The organism is Gilliamella sp. BG7 (assembly GCF_046635565.1).
In the GTDB taxonomy this organism is placed as follows: domain Bacteria; phylum Pseudomonadota; class Gammaproteobacteria; order Enterobacterales; family Orbaceae; genus Gilliamella; species Gilliamella apicola_P.
The window spans coordinates 1-17,726 of record NZ_JBIDFB010000005.1; the positions used below are offsets into that span (position 1 = coordinate 1).

The window sequence follows — 17,726 nt, forward strand, 5'->3', positions numbered from 1 at the left end:
CGATTAACTCTTGTTCTTGTGGACTGCGATTATCTTTTGTTTTAAATGAGCCACTTTGGCTTGCTTGCGTTATCCAATGGTTCAATGCTGATGGTGTCAAATCATATTCTGCAATGATTTCACTATGTGATTTATATGTTGATAAAGACTGACCATTTGGTGTTTAAAATCGTTATTGAATGTCGTCTTTTGTGTTTAATCTTATTCATATTTGCTCCTTTTTTAGTTGTGATAAGTTTACCTTACCCCTTAAAAAAGTTGTATGATTTAGTGTAGCCGATCCAATATCGATCCCCAAGGACGGTATCGGGTTAAATTTAACTTTGATTTAAAAGCGTGGAAAAGTGGCACGGAAAGCTTATGGCTACGCTTAGCCAAACCGTATGCGGGCAACGCCTATGGCTTTCACTTCCCGTTAATTGACGGCACCGAAGTGGCCATCGCCTTTATGCAAGGCAATCCTGATAGGCCGTATGTTGCCCATGCGATGCATGATAGTGTTCCACCACCATTAACAAACACCGCAATGTCATTCGCACCCCCGCCAATAACAAACTACGCATGGATGATAAACGTGGGCAAAAGCATATCAAACTGGCTATTGAATACGGCAAAAGCCAACTTAATATTGGTCACTTAGTTAACGAAAAAAAAACAACCCCGCGGTGAAGGTTTTGAACTACGCACTGATGAATGGGGGGCGATTGCTGCCAATAGAGGCCTATACTTAACCACCCAAACCCAGCCCAAAGCGCAAGGCAAACAGCTCGATATGCAAGCGGCAATAAGCCAACTTGAAAATGCTCTCTCGATTGCAAAATCCCTACAAACGCCACCCAGTCCGAGTCGCACAGCGCCAATACCGACAGCCAAGAGCAACTTAAAGCTAACTTAACTCAGCTAACCCAAAGTGGCCTATTAGCCTATGCGCAAGAAGGTATCGCCCTAACCAGCCCTGAAAACATCCAACTATCGACAGCTAACAGTTTCACCTTAACCAGTGAAGACCAAACCGACATCAACGTCTTAAAAAACGTCACCCTCTCATCGGGCGAGGTGTTTGGCTTATTTGCCCAACAAACAGGCATGAAACTATTTGCCAACCAAGGTGATATTGAGGTACAAGCCCAAAACGCCAACCTCAATATGGCCGCCAAGCAAGATATCAAAGTAGATAGCGTGAATGGTAAGGTGACCATTACCGCCAAAGACAACCTCACCTTTATTTGTGGTGGCTCTTATATCAAAATCAGCAGCGAAGGCATTGAACTGGGCACACAGGATAATGTTTATCTTAAGTGTAATGTGATGCAAAAGGTGGGGCCGCAACCCAATCTAAAACAATTAGATTAAATTCAAGTGAACTGAATGTAAAACGCTGTGCAGAAACCGATTAAAAATGATTACTGAATTAAATAATCAAAATAACTTTAACAAATATCGCTATTTACTAGTCGATAATTTAGTGTCACTTAATTCAATAAACCCATTGTCACACGACTCATTAGTGAATCAATTTGGTGAAGAAAAACTATTTGGTGAACATAAACTCACTCAGGTATTACGTACCGATTTAGATTATGATCCAAGCATATACCCAACACTAATTAAACTGGCAGAGCCCAATGAATTTTTAGACAGTCCGATCCTTGATGAAATTGGTAAACAGGCTGAAATCGAATGTTTTTGGTCAAAGCGTTATATTTGCGCTTATATTGTTAGCCCCCTTAAACCGTCGATATTGGCAAAACAGTTGATAGCTATAGGTAATAACATCGCTAAAATATTGCAACAGCCTTATTATCCTTTCTTTGAACCGTTTCGTATGCAATTTTTGCACGAAGTTGCTACCAACCAAGACACCGCATGACTAAAATCGCAATTTGCTCAAATTGAAAACTATTATTATCCGTCCATTCATGCTGGGCAGTTTGTTCGTTTCACGGCCGATAGTGAACTTGAAACGCAAGACCGTTGGAGCACTCATTATTGTCAGCGCTTAAAAAGCTTAAGGTACCAAACTGCTTTTACTCAGCATCCTAAAGTACTTGAGCAAATTGCCAAAGCGCAAAAAGAGCCGAGCACATTATCAAAACACATTATTGACGCCAATATTAACCTTGAAAACCAATTACTTTCTATTAACGAATAAGACAAGCATTAAAGAGTGTAAGATGAAAAAAAACAGCAAACACCGCGATAGAAAATAAAAATGAAGCAGCCGGTCGTTGCCTTGCCTGTGAACGAATAGGATTACAGGTCTTTTTACTGCGTCAAGCAGTGATAAAAACAAAATTAAATAAAATTAAACAGGTTAACCAGACTTATCAAGAACTGGCGGATTATACTAAAACATTAGATGTAGGAAAACGCCGAGTTGTTTATACTTCATGGTTAAAATAATCATCTAAAAAATCATAAGGCGTTTTTCCAAAAATCACTTTATGCGGTTTAACGGTATTATAAAAATTAATAAAGCGTTTAGCCAAATCAGTGACCGTTATTTTTTCTTTATGATATAAACGCCATATCTATTATCTGCGATAAGGCGTTAGTTTTGTTTTTTTTATGTATATTCATTACAGTAGTTTCTCAAATTACTGTAAACAACGCTAATAAATCCTACACATTGTTTGATGCAATTTATCATATACAGCTAATAATTTTTGGTGCATTTCAAACTGTTCTAGATTGTTATTGGTCTGTTTTTCGATTTTCTTATAATCAGCTAAATCAAAAAATATTTTGTCACCATTAGCGTATTGCCACATATCATCAACACAAGTTTTACCATACATTTTATTAAATGCGGCTTGATAATTATTAAACTGATTTTTGTCTCGTTGTAAAATAAAATTAACTAATGTCTGTAAACAACGATAAGCATGATTGCGTGATGGCGTGAATATAGACTTGTTCATTTCAATCGTCCAATCAATCCACTGTTGTGCTTGTATTAAGTCTTTGCCTGCCAATGCCAGCATTGCTTTTAACTCGCCAATGCGAAGAGTTAACCAAGCATTATCGTTACCTGTTGCTATGCCTAGCAGTTCGCGAATTCGAGCATAATCATCAAGCCCTTCATCATCAAGCTGTTCAATAATTGCTAGGTACTGTTTAGCTGTACGTTTTTGGTAAGGTAATGACAAAATAAGCTCTCGTAATCCAATAGCCATATTGCTATTGGCAATTATAAGATCTTCAGGAGGATAAATTTCAGACATACCAACGGCCAGAATTCGGCAAGCATATACACCAAGGTGTTCGTAGTCCATAATTAACACTTCAGTATTATGGCGGGTAAAAATATCCATCAAATTAGCAAATTCTTGCTCAGTTGAACCGGAAAAGTCCCAATCGACAAATTCGTAATCTGTTTGCTCATTAAATAGATCCCATGAAATCAAACCGCTTGAATCAATAAAATGCGTTTCTAAATTGCTAAGGTCGGCAATATCATCATTATCAAAACTTGGAGGTGAAAACACATCAAGATCTTTTAAACTGCGTCCTTGTAGTAATTCTGTTACTGTTCTTTCAAGCGCAACGCCAAAATTTGGATGCGCACCAAATGAGGCGTAACACGTTCCATTTTGTGGATTAAATAACACTACACAAATAACCGGAAACTCGCCACCCAATGAAGCATCAAAACAATAAAGCGGAAATCCTTCATTTTCAAGTGCATCAATTGCAGCTAAAACGGTGAGGTAACGGTTAATCACTTCAGTTGGGATAATTGGTAAGCTAATGCCTTCGGCTATAATCTTATTTTTAGTATAACGCTCAAAAATTTCAGATAATCCTTGTACTCGAGCCTCATTACGAGTATTACCGGCTGACATTCCATTAGAGGCATATAAATTAGCAATTAAATTAACTGGCACATAAATAGTTTTTTTGTCAGACTGCTGTTCAAATGGTAAAGCGCAGATACCTCGATCACCATTACTTGATTGTAAATCAATTAAATCTGTTGCACTCAATTCCTGATTAGGATCATAAAACTTAAGTAGTTCTTTGGATAATAGTCCTTTAGGTAGGGAATTATCTTCAGGAATAGTGAACCATTTTTCACTTGGATAATGCACAAAATCGGCATTCGCTATTTGCTTTCCTAAGTAAAAATCTGAAAAAAAGTAATTGGTTGATAACCGTTCAAAATACTCTCCTAAAGCCGATGCTAATGCCGCCTTTTTGCTTGCGCCTTTACCATTAGCAAAGCACAATGGACATTTAGTATTTTGAATATGCACTGACCACACATTAGGTACCGGATTTAGCCAAGAAGTTTCTTTTACTTCTAAATCATATTTTGCTAATTGCTGCTGAAAATAGTTGATCGAATCTTCAAGAGCAGCATCTTTACCGGGGATATAAGTTTTCATAAGTTAATCTCAAAATAATTTTATGTTATAATTTTTTGCATTTACCGCTTTCAATAATTTATCACTTTATACGCAAATATAAAAAAATAGAAGTAATAAAATTAATCCACATAAATAAGGAAATAAAATGAACAAAAAAATAGATTTTAAAAATCTTACCATTAAAGACTTATTCTGCTTTGATAAAATGTTAACACCTTCATTTATTACTATCGTGTATTGGATTGCATTAATTATTATTGGCTTTAGTGCATTCACTATAATACTAAGTAGTTTTGCTTTATTTACTTATAGTTTTACCGCCGGTTTATTTACCTTTTTTACTGGCATTATTACCTTTGTTGTAGGATTTATTTCAACTCGTATTGGTTTTGAATTGATTTGTGTGCTATTTAATATTAATCACAATATTCAAAAATTAGCTAACGAAAAAACAGACTCCGAAAAAAAAGAAGAATCGTCTAGCATCAATACTATTAATTAATATCATTGATTTAACTATATAGACTAAAAAAGCGGGAACTGATTCCCGCTTTTTTTCTTTTGTTTTAAGCTGCATATTTTTAAATCAAAATAATCTATTAACCAGCATTAAGCTCGCTAAGTGGCCACCTTGGCCTAACATTGATTGCTAAATCTGAATATTGCTCTGCTTTTAAATGAAGCATCCCAGCGTAAGCAATCATGGCACCATTATCAGTACAAAATTCAAGCCTTGGATAATAAACCTGCCCTTTTCGCTGATGCATCAATTCAGTTAATTTAGTTCGCAATGTTTTGTTAGCACTTACCCCACCGGCAACTACTAAATTTTTAAACCCAGTTTGATTAAGTGCCCGTCTTGATTTAATCACCAATGTATCGACCAAAGCGTCTTCAAACGCTCTAGCAATATCAGCTTTAGTTTGTGCATCAATAATATGATTATCACTATACTGATGAATTATATTAGCTGCTGCTGTTTTAAGGCCTGAAAAACTAAAATCAAGCCCAGGACGATCAGTCATTGGCCTAGGAAAATGGAATCGCGCTCCACTACTCTGTTCAGCCAATTTTGATAATTTTGCGCCACCGGGATAATCTAAACCAAGCAATTTGGCTGTTTTATCAAAAGCTTCTCCTGCAGCATCATCAATTGACTCTCCAATAAGTTCATATTTACCAATACCAGTCACACTAATAAGCTGTGTATGTCCCCCCGAAACTAATAATGCAACAAAGGGAAATTTAGGTGGATTATCTTCAAGCATCGGCGCAAGTAAATGGCCTTCCATGTGATGAACTGCAACAGCTGGTACGTTCCAAGCATAAGCAAGCGATCGTCCAATTGATGCGCCTACCATCAAGGCTCCAATCAATCCCGGACCAGCAGTATAAGCAACCCCATCAATATCTTGAGCGGTTAAATTAGCTTGTTTTAAAGCTGCTTGAATTAATGGCACGGTTTTACGAATATGATCGCGTGATGCCAGCTCTGGCACCACACCACCATAATCAGCATGTAATTTAATTTGTGAATAAAGCTGATTTGCAATTAAACCATTGACATCATCATAAATGGCAATGCCAGTTTCATCACATGAAGTTTCAATACCAAGGATCTTCATTAATGTCTACCTACAAAATCAGCAAAGTCTTGTTCATTCCATAGTTCTTGTTCTGTTATATCTTTATCAGGAATGCGATATTCTTCGGTTGCCCAATCACCTAAATCAATAAGTTGGCAACGCTTGCTGCAAAACGGGCGATAAAGACTGGTTTGACTCCATTCAACTTCTTTTTGACAAGTTGGACACTTAACAAGTGTAGTAGTATTTTTATTCATTTCAACTCTTTTTTGAGTAACAGTATTCAATCAACAACAAGCTAATTCAAATTCAATACCATCAGAATTAACGTTATCGTAATCCTCAAGTGCTAAAAAACGAATACTATATCTGGTCATATGACCAGATACTTGAGGATACACATTTTTATCTAACGAAATTCGAATACGAATTAAATTAACATCGCCATTAGTTTCTTGAAAAAAGTTATTAGTATAAACAAACCGTTTAAATTCACCTAACTGTCGAATTAATTGCATATAGCATGTTAGAGATTTATCAAGTATTGATAAGTGTTGTAACCAATTTTCTATTTGACTATAACGCCTTTCTTTCGAAATTTTGAGCCATAAATGAAACGAAGGCAAATCAAAACTACAACATCCCCCCGGAATCATTAAGCGTTGACGAATGGCAGTAATAAATCGATCATCTTTTAATGGTTGTCCTAAGCGCCCAATTGCATTAAATTGAGCAATAAAATCATCAAATTGGTGAATCAGGTCATTAAGTAAATCATGATCCACCCCCTCAATATTTGACCACAAAACTAACTTTTGTTTTTGCAATTCAAGTTCTTTAACCAAATCACTTTTAATATCATTACGTTCAATAATCTCTAACAACTCGGACAACGCATGAAAAAAAATCAATCCATTATTATCATCAAAATGACAATGTGTATTTAATTGATTTAATAAAAATTCAACACGAAGCCAAGTGCGCATTTTTTCATTTAATGGGTGTTCAAAAATAATATTATTCATCTATTCTAAATCTTACTTTTAAAGCTATCTAAATATTGTTGATGCAGTAGATTAACTTGTGTTGTTAGCGACGACAAATTACCGTCATTAACTATAATATCATCAGCATAAGATAAACGTTTCTTCAAAGATACTTGTGACATTATCATCTTTTTAGCTAATAATTCATTAATATTATCCCTTTTTACTAATCGTGCCAATTGTAGTGAAAATGGGACATCAATTATCAGCACGCGATCAGCCCAAGTATGCAAATTGTTTTCAATCAATAACGGCACAACCCAAATTAGATAAGTTGTACTTTGCATAGCAATTTGTTTTTGGGTTTCTTGTTGAATGATGGGATGCAATAAATCATTAAGCCAGAGCCGTTCATGATCATTATTAAAAATAATTTCACGAAGCTGACTACGATCAAGTTCACCATTAGTAAGCAAAATTTCTTGGCTGAAATGCTTAACAATTTGGTTAAACGCATAGCTACCTGCTTGCACAACTTGCCTTGCAATAATATCTGCATCAATAATAGGTACACCTAATTTGGCAAACAAATCGGCGATAGTGCTTTTGCCACTGGCAATACCACCACTGAGCGCAACAACATAAGGCATAAGGCAAATTCCAATCCAACAAAAATTGCTTTATTATAGCATATATGTAATTTGATTAAATAATACAAATATTGAGAAAGATTTAGTTGTTAATTAGCTATTAAATTTTAAAAATAACTCACAAAATCAGTACGTATAAACAGCAATTTGAAAAATTTATTGCCTAATAAAAAAATAAATTAAATAAAACAGTTGTTTTATATTATTAGCTGTATATAATCACATATATCTGTATATAAAAACAGGAATACGTAATGAGACCGTTAACTGAACGCCAACAACAGATTTATGATTTAATAAAAAATAATATTAAAACTACCGGTATGCCACCCACACGTGCTGAAATTGCTCAAAAATTGGGATTTAGATCTGCTAATGCAGCCGAAGAGCATCTGAAAGCTTTAGCTAAAAAAGGCGCAATCGAAATGATCGCCGGATCGTCACGTGGAATTCGCCTTTTACTTGAAATGCCTATTGAGCTAAACGAACTAGAAGGTTTGCCACTCATTGGGCAAGTCGCGGCTGGATCACCAATATTAGCGCAAGAACATATCGAAAGCCATTACCAAGTTGATCCTTCACTATTTAAACCTCGGGCAGACTTTTTATTAAGAGTTCAAGGTATGTCAATGAAAGATATTGGTATATTTGACGGTGACTTGTTGGCTGTACATAAAACCCAAGACGTTAAAAATGGGCAAGTTGTGGTTGCTCGCATTGACGACGAAGTTACAGTTAAACGTTTATCACGTAAGGGAAAACATGTACACCTTCTTGCCGAAAATGTCGAGTTTTCACCAATCAAAGTCGATTTGGAACAACAAAATTTTGCCATAGAAGGACTAGCAGTTGGTATCATTCGTAATGGTTCTTGGATGTAAGCAAACGCATAGACGCAAGTATATAGAAGTATAGGCAAAGTTAGTATAAAATAACAATTAATTAACGTGTTGGAGATTACTATGTGGCTATTTTGGTTATACGAATTTTTAGGATTTATTGCAGTTATATTACTCGTTTCTGGATACTGCCGTTTTAGAGAAATCGGTTTTTGGTCTTTTATTTGGAAACATTTGAAATGGGTCGCTTTAGCAGTATTAGTTGTTTGGTTAGTTATTGCACTTCTCTGTCGAGTTGATTTATACAATGCAGCTCACTGTTATTTTAGAGGTGAGAGTATGCGTGCTAACACAAAATATTCTATCTTTTTAAGTGAGTGCCAAATAGAAACGCCTAGCGGCAGTTATGTTCCTATTGAACGAGCTAGAGCATTACCTGGTTCAAGTCACCATGATAACGATGATGGCAACAATAGCGACGCTACAAACGAATTTTATCCAGTAAATTAATTTTTGACAAATCATTAAATATCCGGCAAATGTTATCGCAATTGTCGGATTTTTTATTTTGAAAGATCAATAAAATCATAAATGAATTGCAAAATAATCTGTTTGCTTAAATCAAATTATTAATTGTTTTGCTTAAATAGCCTGCTGAAAAGTCAAATAACGTTGCTCCAATTTTTTAAAACCAAAAATTAGCATAAAGCTCACACAAAGATAAATCACTGCCGCAATACCAAAGGCATGAAAAGGTTGATAGGTTTCGGCATAAATATCGCGCGCAATCTTCATCACATCTGGCACAGTAACAGTAAAAGCCAGTGCAGTTGAATGCAACATAAAAATGACCTCGTTACTATAAGCTGGCAATGCAATACGAAATGCTCTTGGAAAAATGATATAACGATAGAGTTGAAAACGATTAAAACCAAGTGCTGTTGCGGCTTGAATTTCGCCATTTGGCACATTCCGCATGGCACCAGCAAAAACCTCAGTAGCATAGGCGCAGGTGTTTAGGGTAAAGGCTAACACCGTACAATTTAAACCACTTTGAAAAAAATCCTCTAACCAAGTACTATTTTTAACCACACTTAAGGTATATATACCAGTGTAAATAATCAATAACTGCACATATAAAGGCGTACCTCGAAAAATATAAGTAAATAGCCAAATAGGTAGTTTAATCAGTTTATTTTGTGCGTTTCGCCCTACCGCTAACGCTAGCGACAAAATTCCCCCCATTAAAACCGATAAAATAAAAATCCATAGCGTCATCGCAAGACCAGTGATATTATAACCATCGGTCCATAATAGTGATTGCCAATATTGTTGAATAATTTCTAACATGAGTTCTTATAATTTAGTTTTAGTAATGCCAATAGAATAATGCCGTTCAAGCCACCATAAAATGATATTAGATATTGATGTAAAAAACAGATAAAACGCCCCAGCAATCAAAGCAAATAACAAAGGTTGGTACAGAGCTTCGCCTGCATTTTTAGTAGCTTTGACTAAATCCGACAACCCCAATAACGACACTAACGCTGTAGCTTTTAACACCACTAACCAATTATTAGCAATACCTGGCAGGGCAAAGCGCATCATTAAAGGAAACATTACATACCCAAATACTTGCACTTTACTTAAACCAAGCGCTGTTGCTGCCGCTAAGGTGTTTCTAGAAACCGCAAGATAAGCTCCTCTAAAAGTTTCGGTAAAATATGCCCCATAAATAAAGCCTAACGTAATAATACCCGCGATTAAAGGATCAACTTCAATAAAAGGAGCGTTAAAATAATCAGTTATATTATTAACCAAAAACTGCAAGCCAAAAAAGATTAGCATCATCAACACTAAATCGGGTACACCTCGAATTAACGATGTATAAGCCTGACAAAGCACATTACATACTTTTGAATGACTCAGTTTACCTAATGCACAAACAATACCAAGTATCATGGCCAGTAGTAGCGATGTCAATGCTAAAATAATAGTCAACCATGCACCTTGACAAATTAAAGAAATATACCCCTGCATGGTTTATTTTTTATTACCGTACACATTAAAATCAAAATACTTATTGTTGATTTTTTGGTAGGTGCCATCAGCTAAGAGGTCTTTTAAAGCTAGGTTAAAGGCCTCGCGCAACTCATTATCATTTTTACGAAAACCAATCCCCACTCCGACATCAAAGTAGTTCACATCGGTTAGAGCATCACCAGAAAAAATAAAACCTTTCCCTTGTGGCTGTTTTAAAAAGGCATAACTGCCAGTCACTTCGTCTTGCAATGCCGCATCTAAACGACCAGCCACTAGATCAGAAAATACTTGTAACTGATTTTGATAAGGCACAATAACTACACCGTTCGGACGCCACATCTCGTTGGCAAAATGTTCTTGCGATGTACCTTGCTCAACACCAACACGCTTACCTTTCAATGACTCAGCATTAGGCATTAAATTAGTACCCTCTTTAACAATCAAACGTGAATAAGTCATAAAGATTTCGTCAGAAAAAGCGATCTGTTTTTTACGTTTTTCGGTCATCATTAGCGAAGACGAGATAATATCAATCTTTCTTGATAATAACGACGGGATCAACGCATCGAAGTCGGTCGATTGAAAAGTACATTTAATATTGATCTTTTCACACAATGCTTTCGTGATTTCAATGTTGAATCCAGTAACTTCACCATTAGCATCAATAAAATCAAAAGGCGCATAGGATGTATCCGAACCAACTTTAATCGATTCAGGTAACGCAGCATAACTTGCCATTGGCAAGCTTAAACAACCGAAAATAACTAATTTTTTTAATAAATTTTTCATGTTTAATCTTTCCTTTTTTATTTAAGGCAATAATATAACGTGTTCTAAGGTAATTTTCTAATAAAAAAAGTTATTATTGTGGTATGTAAAATTAGAATTACTTAATGGCAAAAACGCTAGACAAAATAGTTAAAGTTGTTACTTTTAACAACTAATAAAAGCTAGTTTGATTGAGCTTTGGTTGCAAAATTTTGAAAACGGTTTTAAAAAAATTTTGTCAAAAAGTTTCAGATAACTATATGTTAAAGTATAAAATGAGTTGTTTAGTTGGGTTCAGGTTTGTGTTGTTGTTATTTTATTCATCAGACATCCATTTTGCGAAAATAATGTTTGTCTGATTAAATTCTAAGTACTATAGGTAAACTAAATTGTATCAAGTATAAAAAAACCGACCATAGAGGTCGGTTTGTCTTTTGAAGTTTTATTACTGTTGGGCTTCAATGTTGCCGCCAACTAAATCTAGATGAATAGTTTTACCTGGGACTAATTTACCTGACAGTATTTGTTGTGCCAATGGGTTTTCGATCTCTTGTTGGATCGATCGTTTTAACGGTCTTGCGCCATAAATTGGGTCAAAGCCAACCTTAGCTAACTGTTCAAGTGCAGCATCCGAAATATCCAATTGGTAACCACGTTCTTCTAAACGTTTTTCAACGTGTGCTAACTGAATTTTGGCAATCGCTTTAATGTTTTCTTGACCTAATGGGTGGAATACCACTGTTTCGTCAATACGATTGATAAATTCTGGTCTAAAGTGTTTGGTTACAACCGTCATCACTAGAGATTTCATTTCGTCATAACTTAGTTCAACTTGACCTTGAATTAGGTCAGAACCTAAGTTTGATGTCATAATTATGACAGTGTTACGAAAATCAACTGTGCGACCTTGACCATCTGTTAAGCGCCCATCATCCAATACTTGCAGTAAGATATTAAAGACATCTGGGTGTGCTTTTTCGACTTCATCAAGTAAAATTACTGAGTATGGTCGTCGTCTAACTGCTTCGGTTAAATACCCCCCTTCTTCATACCCAACATAACCTGGAGGCGCACCAATTAAGCGAGCAACGGAGTGTTTTTCCATAAACTCTGACATATCTATACGCACCATAGCATCTTCGCTGTCAAACATAAAGTTAGCCAATGATTTGCAAAGCTCGGTTTTACCGACACCAGTTGGTCCTAAGAATAGGAATGATCCAATCGGTTTATTTGGATCTGAAAGCCCTGCTCGGCTACGTCGAATCGCATTTGCAACCGCTAATACTGCTTCATTTTGACCAATTACACGTTTATGTAAGGCATCTTCCATGTGCAATAGTTTATCTTTTTCGCTCTCAAGCATTCTAGAGACTGGAATACCTGTCGCTTTAGATAATACTTCTGCAATTTCGTTATCGGTCACTTTGTTACGCAATAACTTCATGGTTTTGCCTTCTAACTGCGTTGCTGAAGCAAGTTTCTTTTCGAGCTCTGGAATTTTGCCATATTGTAATTCTGACATTTTGTTCAAGTCGCCAGCTCGACGAGCTTGCTCTATTTCAGTACGTGCCTTTTCTAGTTCTGCTTTGATGTTTTGAGTCCCCGAAACAGCTGCCTTTTCTGACTTCCACTCTTCTTCAAGTGAAGCATATTCCTTTTCTTTTTCAGAAAGTTCATCATTTAACATTTGTAGTCGCTTTTTACTCGCATCATCAGATTCTTTTTTAAGCGCTTGTTGTTCAAGTTTAAGTTGAATTATGCGCCTTTCAAGTCGATCTAAAGATTCTGGTTTTGAATCCATTTGCATACGAATACTTGATGCGGCTTCGTCAATTAAATCAATCGCTTTGTCAGGTAACATGCGATCAGAAATATAACGATGCGATAATGTAGCCGCAGCTACGATTGCCGGATCGGTTATTTGCACATGGTGATGCAGTTCATAACGTTCTTTTAAACCACGCAAAATAGCGATAGTATCTTCAACTGTTGGTTCGGTAACATATACTTTTTGGAAACGACGCTCTAACGCAGGATCTTTTTCAATATATTGACGGTATTCATCAAGCGTTGTTGCTCCCACGCAGTGTAATTCACCGCGAGCTAATGCGGGTTTTAACATATTACCAGCATCCATTGCTCCATCGCTTTTTCCTGCGCCAACCATGGTATGGATTTCGTCAATAAATAATATAATGCGACCTTCTTCTTTTGCTAAGTCTTTAAGCACGGCTTTTAGGCGTTCTTCAAATTCCCCTCGATATTTGGCACCAGCAATTAATGCACCCATGTCTAATGATAAAACGCGTTTATTTCGTAATCCTTCAGGGACTTCACGGTTAACAATGCGTTGTGCTAATCCTTCTACAATAGCAGTTTTTCCTACACCTGGTTCCCCAATTAATACTGGATTATTTTTAGTACGACGTTGTAATACCTGAATAGTTCGACGAATTTCTTCATCACGACCAATAACAGGGTCAAGTTTACCTTGTTCTGCTCGTTGAGTTAAATCAATGGTGTATTTTTTAAGTGCACCGCGTTGATCTTCTGCATTAGGATCGTTCACGTTATCGCTACCTCTTACTTGATTAACTGCTTGGCTAAATTTATCTTTATTAACACCTGATCTTTTAAGAAGATCGCCTAAACTGCCCTTATCCTCTAAAGCGGCTAATATAAAGAGTTCTGATGAAATGTAGCTATCACCGTTCTTTTGGGATAATTTATCGCAAAGATTTAATACTCGAACAAAATCTTGCGATGGAATAACATCTCCACCCACACCTTGAACTTGGGGTAATCGGTCAATAGCTTGAGCTAATTCTTGTTGTAAATTAACAATATTTGCACCTGCTGCAATCAATAAAGGCATTACACTACTCCCTTCTTGATTAAGCATGGCTGATAGGACATGCACAGGCTCTATATATTGATTGTCTTTACCTAATGCCATTGACTGCGCATCAGCTAAAGCTTGTTGAAACTTATTTGTTAGTTTATCTAACCTCATAGTGTTTATCTCCTGAGCAATAAATTTGGATTAAACGCTTAACATATTTAATCCATTTGCATGTGATCTAAATGAGTGTTGCAACCTAAATTTCAAGAGCAAAGTTAAAATATTTTTTACAAAATTTATACAACAAAATTATCAAGTATGTAAGAATTAATTGACACAAAAATAAAGCTGTTTGCAATTCAAGCAATTACATCTAAATTTCGTTTTAAGATATACTGGTAAGATGACAAATTCACTTTTATCCCTTATATTGTTACCTTTATTTTGTTAGGTTCGCTAACCGTGGTTCGTAACCCATCCCACGAAAAAAAACTAGGAATATAAAATGTTCAAAATAGCCAAAGAGTTTCAATTTGATGCTTGTCACATGTTAGATGGGCACAATAAAAAGTGTCATAATCTGCACGGTCACACTTATCGCCTATTAGTTGAAATTAGCGGAGAGCTTATTGATAACGGCTCAAGCCAAGATATGGTCATGGATTATGCCGATTTAAAGCTAATAGTTAAACAACATATTGTCGATCCGTTAGATCACGCCTATCTTTACAATCAACATAACCCTAATGAGTGCCGTATCGCGTCGTTACTACAAGAAATGGATCGTAAAATTTTTGCCTTTCCCTGTAGAACCACCGCAGAAGGAATGAGCAAATTTATTTTTGATTGCTTATCGCAATATTTGCCTGTTTCGATGATCAAACTATGGGAAACGCCAACTTCGTATTGTGAATATCATCGGAGTTAATAATGATTGAATTTCGTATTGTTGAAATCTTCGAATCCTTACAAGGCGAAGGTTATAATACTGGCATGCCTGCCGTTTTTATTCGTTTTGCAGGATGCAATTTAAATTGCGCCTGGTGTGACACTAATTTTCGCAAATTTACTCGATTCACGTTAGATGCTTTAATGACTAAAGTGAGCGAATATAAAAACAAAAATATTATTATTACAGGTGGCGAACCGACAATGGTTAAAGCGTTACCTGAATTGCTTTTGCCACTTAAAAAAGCGGGTTATTTTATCGCCATTGAAAGCAACGGTCTTGGTAAAATCGATCCGCTTATTGATTATATTGCGCTAAGCCCTAAATTTTGTTATCAGTCACGCTATCAAAAAATAGTACAACCAATAGCAAATGAAGTACGCATAGTAGCCGAAAATCACTGCGATTTTATTCCTTTTTGCCAATATATCGAAACTCATATTCAAGCCAAACGCTATTATCTATCTCCTTGTGAAAAAGATGGTGTATTTAATATGTTTGAAACGATAGAGTTGTTAGGAAAAATCAACCAAAATCGACTGAATAATAAATGGCTTTTGAGTGTGCAAAGCCACAAGTTTGCAGACATTGAATAGTTTTTATCTTTAGGTTCAACTAGTTTTCGGAAGTTAGTAAAATAGCTATTTTTTACATCAAAAAGTAAAATAACATCAGTTATTGAATTGATTTTTATTATTTTTTTCTATTAAAATTACGACTTTATTAAAACATTTTGGCTGGAGCATCAGTTTTATTCGATTTTTTACATTCTTTTAATAAAAAGGATCCTTCCTCTTTTATGCGATCAGTGACAATTCATCACTTTGTCGGTATTATATTGGGCATTTTATTATAATCGGTTAGGTTTAGTGTGAATATTCAACAATTATTAACGCAACGTGTTTCGCAAGCTATGATTATGGCAGGTGCAGATAAGAACTGCGACGCTTTAATTAAGCAATCAGCTAAAGTACAATTCGGTGATTATCAAGCTAATGGCATTATGTCTGTTGCTAAAAAAATGGGGATACCTCCTCGAGAACTTGCTCAGACGGTTTTACAGCATCTTGATGTTGATGATATCGCTGAAAAAGTTGAAATTGCAGGTCCTGGTTTTATTAATATCTTTTTGAAAAATAGCTGGATTGCTGAGCAAAATGAAGTTGCTTTAAGTAATGATAAGCTTAATATTACTTTACCCGCCAACCCGCAAACTATTGTGGTTGATTATTCGGCGCCTAATGTCGCCAAAGAGATGCATGTTGGACACTTGCGTTCAACTATTATTGGTGATGCTAGCGTTCGTGTTTTATCTTTTTTAGGTCATAATGTTATTCGTGCTAATCATGTTGGTGATTGGGGAACTCAATTTGGTATGTTAATTGCGTATCTTGAAAAGATGCAAAATGAACATGCCAATGATATGGATCTTTCAGATTTAGAGTCATTCTATCGCGCCGCTAAACAACATTATGACGGAGACGAAGTGTTTGCCGAAAAAGCTCGTAATTATGTAGTGAAATTACAAGGTGGCGATGAATATTGTCGTGATATGTGGCGCAAGCTAGTTGATATTACCATGACGCAAAATATTGCCACTTATAAACGTTTAAATGTTACGTTATCGCTTGAAGACACTATGGGTGAAAGCATTTATAACAGCATGCTACCTAATATTGTTACCGATTTAAAACAGAAAGGGCTTGCGGTTGAAAGTGAAGGGGCGATTGTTGTTTTTCTTGATGAGTATAAAAACAAAGAAGGCGAACCGATGGGTGTTATCATTCAAAAACGTGATGGTGGCTACCTTTATGCAACAACCGATATTGCTTGTGCTAAATATCGTTACGAAACGTTACATGCCGATCGTATTCTTTATTATACTGATTCCCGCCAACATCAACATTTAGAGCAAGTTTGGGCTATTGTTCATAAAGCTAAGTATGTACCAGATTCATTAAAGCTTGAACACCATATGTTTGGTATGATGTTAGGTAAAGATGGTAAGCCGTTTAAAACCCGTTCTGGTGATACTGTTAAATTAAATGATTTGCTAGATGAAGCGTGTGAGCGCGCAACAACTTTAATTCGTAGCAAAAATCCAGATCTTTCTGAAAGTGAGCTTGCAAAAATTGTCGATGCGGTGGCTATTGGTGCAGTTAAATATGCTGATCTTTCTAAAAATCGGACTACTGATTATGTTTTTGATTGGGATAATATGTTGTCATTTGAAGGCAATACCGCACCTTATTTGCAATATGCTTATACCCGTGTGTTATCAATTTTTAAAAAGTCCAATATTTCCGAAGATAGCTTAACAGCTAAGATTAGTTTGGAATCTGATAAAGAACGTGCTTTAGCAACTCGTTTAATTCAATTTGATGAGACTATTTCAATCGTGGCAAGCGAAGGTACACCGCATGTGCTTTGTGCTTATCTTTATGAAATTGCGACGCTGTTTTCAAGTTTTTATGAAAACTGCCCTATTTTAGCAGCTGAAAACGAAAGCCTGAAACAAAGTCGCTTAAAAATAGCTTCTTTAACAGCTAAAACACTTAAAACTGGCCTTGATATGCTAGGCATTAAAACTGTTGATAAAATGTAATTTAACCACCACCAATGTGAATGCATTGGTGGTGTATTTTAATACATGCTTTTTAAAATTTTGACTAAATATGTTTAGGTTTATT

At 35.8% G+C, this 17,726-nt stretch carries 19 protein-coding genes, 1 pseudogene and 1 riboswitch; of the genes and pseudogenes, 11 read left to right on the top strand and 9 right to left on the bottom strand.

Annotation, left to right across the window (positions count from 1 at the left end; translation table 11 throughout):
• Window positions 1-286 precede the first annotated feature (286 nt).
• The 5 genes and pseudogenes from ACGH49_RS04595 (at window position 287) to ACGH49_RS04615 (ending at window position 2,403) form a co-directional block, all read left to right on the top strand.
• Window positions 287-640, top strand: coding sequence for a phage baseplate assembly protein V (locus ACGH49_RS04595; protein ID WP_411588507.1), 354 nt, complete (start codon window positions 287-289; stop codon window positions 638-640).
• A pseudogene (locus ACGH49_RS04600) lies at window positions 532-895 on the top strand (type VI secretion system Vgr family protein). The gene ACGH49_RS04595 and the pseudogene ACGH49_RS04600 overlap by 109 nt, the downstream one beginning before the upstream one ends.
• Complete coding sequence (locus tag ACGH49_RS04605) at window positions 820-1,353, top strand: DUF2345 domain-containing protein (RefSeq protein WP_411588508.1); 534 nt, start codon at window positions 820-822, stop codon at window positions 1,351-1,353. Before ACGH49_RS04600 ends, ACGH49_RS04605 begins: the two are co-directional and overlap by 76 nt.
• Before the next feature lie 46 nt (window positions 1,354-1,399).
• Window positions 1,400-1,870 (top strand): hypothetical protein, encoded by a 471-nt coding sequence (locus tag ACGH49_RS04610; RefSeq protein ID WP_411588395.1) that lies wholly within the window; start codon window positions 1,400-1,402, stop codon window positions 1,868-1,870.
• 410 nt (window positions 1,871-2,280) lie between these two features.
• Window positions 2,281-2,403 carry a hypothetical protein gene (locus ACGH49_RS04615; protein WP_411588396.1) on the top strand — a complete coding sequence of 41 codons (123 nt, stop codon included), beginning with the start codon at window positions 2,281-2,283 and terminating at the stop codon, window positions 2,401-2,403.
• 209 nt (window positions 2,404-2,612) lie between these two features.
• Here ACGH49_RS04615 and ycaO read toward each other — a convergent pair whose 3' ends face one another.
• Complete coding sequence (gene ycaO, locus ACGH49_RS04620; protein WP_411588398.1) at window positions 2,613-4,388, bottom strand: 30S ribosomal protein S12 methylthiotransferase accessory factor YcaO; 1,776 nt, start codon at window positions 4,386-4,388, stop codon at window positions 2,613-2,615.
• Window positions 4,389-4,515: 127 nt separating this feature from the next.
• On the opposite strand from ycaO, the gene ACGH49_RS04625 reads away from it, so the two are divergent.
• Window positions 4,516-4,872 (top strand): DUF4282 domain-containing protein, encoded by a 357-nt coding sequence (locus ACGH49_RS04625; protein WP_411588400.1) that lies wholly within the window; start codon window positions 4,516-4,518, stop codon window positions 4,870-4,872.
• 97 nt (window positions 4,873-4,969) lie between these two features.
• Here ACGH49_RS04625 and tsaD read toward each other — a convergent pair whose 3' ends face one another.
• Genes tsaD through coaE form a run of 4 tightly spaced genes read right to left on the bottom strand, consistent with a single transcriptional unit; the run spans window position 4,970 to window position 7,592 of the window.
• Complete coding sequence (tsaD, locus tag ACGH49_RS04630) at window positions 4,970-5,995, bottom strand: tRNA (adenosine(37)-N6)-threonylcarbamoyltransferase complex transferase subunit TsaD (RefSeq protein ID WP_411588402.1); 1,026 nt, start codon at window positions 5,993-5,995, stop codon at window positions 4,970-4,972.
• The gene (gene yacG / locus ACGH49_RS04635; protein WP_411588404.1) at window positions 5,995-6,213 is read right to left on the bottom strand and encodes a DNA gyrase inhibitor YacG; all 219 of its coding nucleotides are present in this window, start codon (window positions 6,211-6,213) and stop codon (window positions 5,995-5,997) included. The genes tsaD and yacG overlap by 1 nt, the downstream gene beginning before the upstream one ends.
• 30 nt (window positions 6,214-6,243) lie before the next feature.
• Window positions 6,244-6,981, bottom strand: a complete 738-nt coding sequence (zapD, locus tag ACGH49_RS04640; protein ID WP_296209126.1) for a cell division protein ZapD — start codon at window positions 6,979-6,981, stop codon at window positions 6,244-6,246.
• Window positions 6,982-6,986: 5 nt separating this feature from the next.
• Window positions 6,987-7,592, bottom strand: a complete 606-nt coding sequence (gene coaE / locus ACGH49_RS04645; protein ID WP_065608377.1) for a dephospho-CoA kinase — start codon at window positions 7,590-7,592, stop codon at window positions 6,987-6,989.
• 254 nt (window positions 7,593-7,846) lie between these two features.
• On the opposite strand from coaE, the gene lexA reads away from it, so the two are divergent.
• A complete protein-coding gene (gene lexA, locus ACGH49_RS04650; RefSeq protein ID WP_065608379.1) occupies window positions 7,847-8,473 on the top strand; it encodes a transcriptional repressor LexA in 627 nt (208 codons plus the stop codon).
• 81 nt (window positions 8,474-8,554) lie between these two features.
• Window positions 8,555-8,941: a hypothetical protein gene (locus ACGH49_RS04655; protein ID WP_065608381.1), complete on the top strand. Its 387-nt coding sequence runs from the start codon at window positions 8,555-8,557 to the stop codon at window positions 8,939-8,941.
• A 132-nt stretch (window positions 8,942-9,073) separates the two neighbouring features.
• Here ACGH49_RS04655 and hisM read toward each other — a convergent pair whose 3' ends face one another.
• The 4 genes from hisM to clpB all read right to left on the bottom strand — a co-directional run bounded on the left by hisM (window position 9,074) and on the right by clpB (window position 14,258).
• Window positions 9,074-9,781, bottom strand: a complete 708-nt coding sequence (gene hisM / locus ACGH49_RS04660; RefSeq protein ID WP_296209135.1) for a histidine ABC transporter permease HisM — start codon at window positions 9,779-9,781, stop codon at window positions 9,074-9,076.
• Between the two features lie 6 nt (window positions 9,782-9,787).
• A complete protein-coding gene (locus ACGH49_RS04665; RefSeq protein ID WP_065608385.1) occupies window positions 9,788-10,471 on the bottom strand; it encodes an ABC transporter permease in 684 nt (227 codons plus the stop codon).
• Window positions 10,472-10,474: 3 nt separating this feature from the next.
• The gene (locus ACGH49_RS04670; RefSeq protein WP_411588408.1) at window positions 10,475-11,263 is read right to left on the bottom strand and encodes a lysine/arginine/ornithine ABC transporter substrate-binding protein; all 789 of its coding nucleotides are present in this window, start codon (window positions 11,261-11,263) and stop codon (window positions 10,475-10,477) included.
• 424 nt (window positions 11,264-11,687) lie between these two features.
• A complete protein-coding gene (gene clpB, locus ACGH49_RS04675; protein ID WP_085165487.1) occupies window positions 11,688-14,258 on the bottom strand; it encodes an ATP-dependent chaperone ClpB in 2,571 nt (856 codons plus the stop codon).
• Between the two features lie 285 nt (window positions 14,259-14,543).
• A riboswitch (PreQ1 riboswitch) is annotated at window positions 14,544-14,589 on the top strand.
• A gap of 3 nt (window positions 14,590-14,592) precedes the next feature.
• Here clpB and queD point away from each other — a divergent pair.
• From queD to argS, 3 genes are all read left to right on the top strand, one after another.
• A complete protein-coding gene (gene queD / locus ACGH49_RS04680) occupies window positions 14,593-15,015 on the top strand; it encodes a 6-carboxytetrahydropterin synthase QueD (protein WP_065611257.1) in 423 nt (140 codons plus the stop codon).
• A gap of 2 nt (window positions 15,016-15,017) precedes the next feature.
• Window positions 15,018-15,632 (top strand): 7-carboxy-7-deazaguanine synthase QueE, encoded by a 615-nt coding sequence (locus ACGH49_RS04685; RefSeq protein ID WP_411588410.1) that lies wholly within the window; start codon window positions 15,018-15,020, stop codon window positions 15,630-15,632.
• A 275-nt stretch (window positions 15,633-15,907) separates the two neighbouring features.
• A complete protein-coding gene (argS, locus tag ACGH49_RS04690) occupies window positions 15,908-17,641 on the top strand; it encodes an arginine--tRNA ligase (protein WP_411588412.1) in 1,734 nt (577 codons plus the stop codon).
• Window positions 17,642-17,726 lie beyond the last annotated feature (85 nt).

What these genes read in the sequence shown, in the direction of transcription:
- ACGH49_RS04610 (WP_411588395.1), top strand. Translation starts at nt 1,400, where the DNA reads ATGATTACTGAATTAAATAATCAAAATAACTTTAACAAATATCGCTAT.
- ycaO (WP_411588398.1), bottom strand. Translation starts at nt 4,388, where the DNA reads ATGAAAACTTATATCCCCGGTAAAGATGCTGCTCTTGAAGATTCGATC.
- ACGH49_RS04625 (WP_411588400.1), top strand. Translation starts at nt 4,516, where the DNA reads ATGAACAAAAAAATAGATTTTAAAAATCTTACCATTAAAGACTTATTC.
- tsaD (WP_411588402.1), bottom strand. Translation starts at nt 5,995, where the DNA reads ATGAAGATCCTTGGTATTGAAACTTCATGTGATGAAACTGGCATTGCC.
- yacG (WP_411588404.1), bottom strand. Translation starts at nt 6,213, where the DNA reads ATGAATAAAAATACTACTACACTTGTTAAGTGTCCAACTTGTCAAAAA.
- zapD (WP_296209126.1), bottom strand. Translation starts at nt 6,981, where the DNA reads ATGAATAATATTATTTTTGAACACCCATTAAATGAAAAAATGCGCACT.
- coaE (WP_065608377.1), bottom strand. Translation starts at nt 7,592, where the DNA reads ATGCCTTATGTTGTTGCGCTCAGTGGTGGTATTGCCAGTGGCAAAAGC.
- lexA (WP_065608379.1), top strand. Translation starts at nt 7,847, where the DNA reads ATGAGACCGTTAACTGAACGCCAACAACAGATTTATGATTTAATAAAA.
- ACGH49_RS04655 (WP_065608381.1), top strand. Translation starts at nt 8,555, where the DNA reads ATGTGGCTATTTTGGTTATACGAATTTTTAGGATTTATTGCAGTTATA.
- hisM (WP_296209135.1), bottom strand. Translation starts at nt 9,781, where the DNA reads ATGTTAGAAATTATTCAACAATATTGGCAATCACTATTATGGACCGAT.
- ACGH49_RS04665 (WP_065608385.1), bottom strand. Translation starts at nt 10,471, where the DNA reads ATGCAGGGGTATATTTCTTTAATTTGTCAAGGTGCATGGTTGACTATT.
- ACGH49_RS04670 (WP_411588408.1), bottom strand. Translation starts at nt 11,263, where the DNA reads ATGAAAAATTTATTAAAAAAATTAGTTATTTTCGGTTGTTTAAGCTTG.
- clpB (WP_085165487.1), bottom strand. Translation starts at nt 14,258, where the DNA reads ATGAGGTTAGATAAACTAACAAATAAGTTTCAACAAGCTTTAGCTGAT.
- queD (WP_065611257.1), top strand. Translation starts at nt 14,593, where the DNA reads ATGTTCAAAATAGCCAAAGAGTTTCAATTTGATGCTTGTCACATGTTA.
- ACGH49_RS04685 (WP_411588410.1), top strand. Translation starts at nt 15,018, where the DNA reads ATGATTGAATTTCGTATTGTTGAAATCTTCGAATCCTTACAAGGCGAA.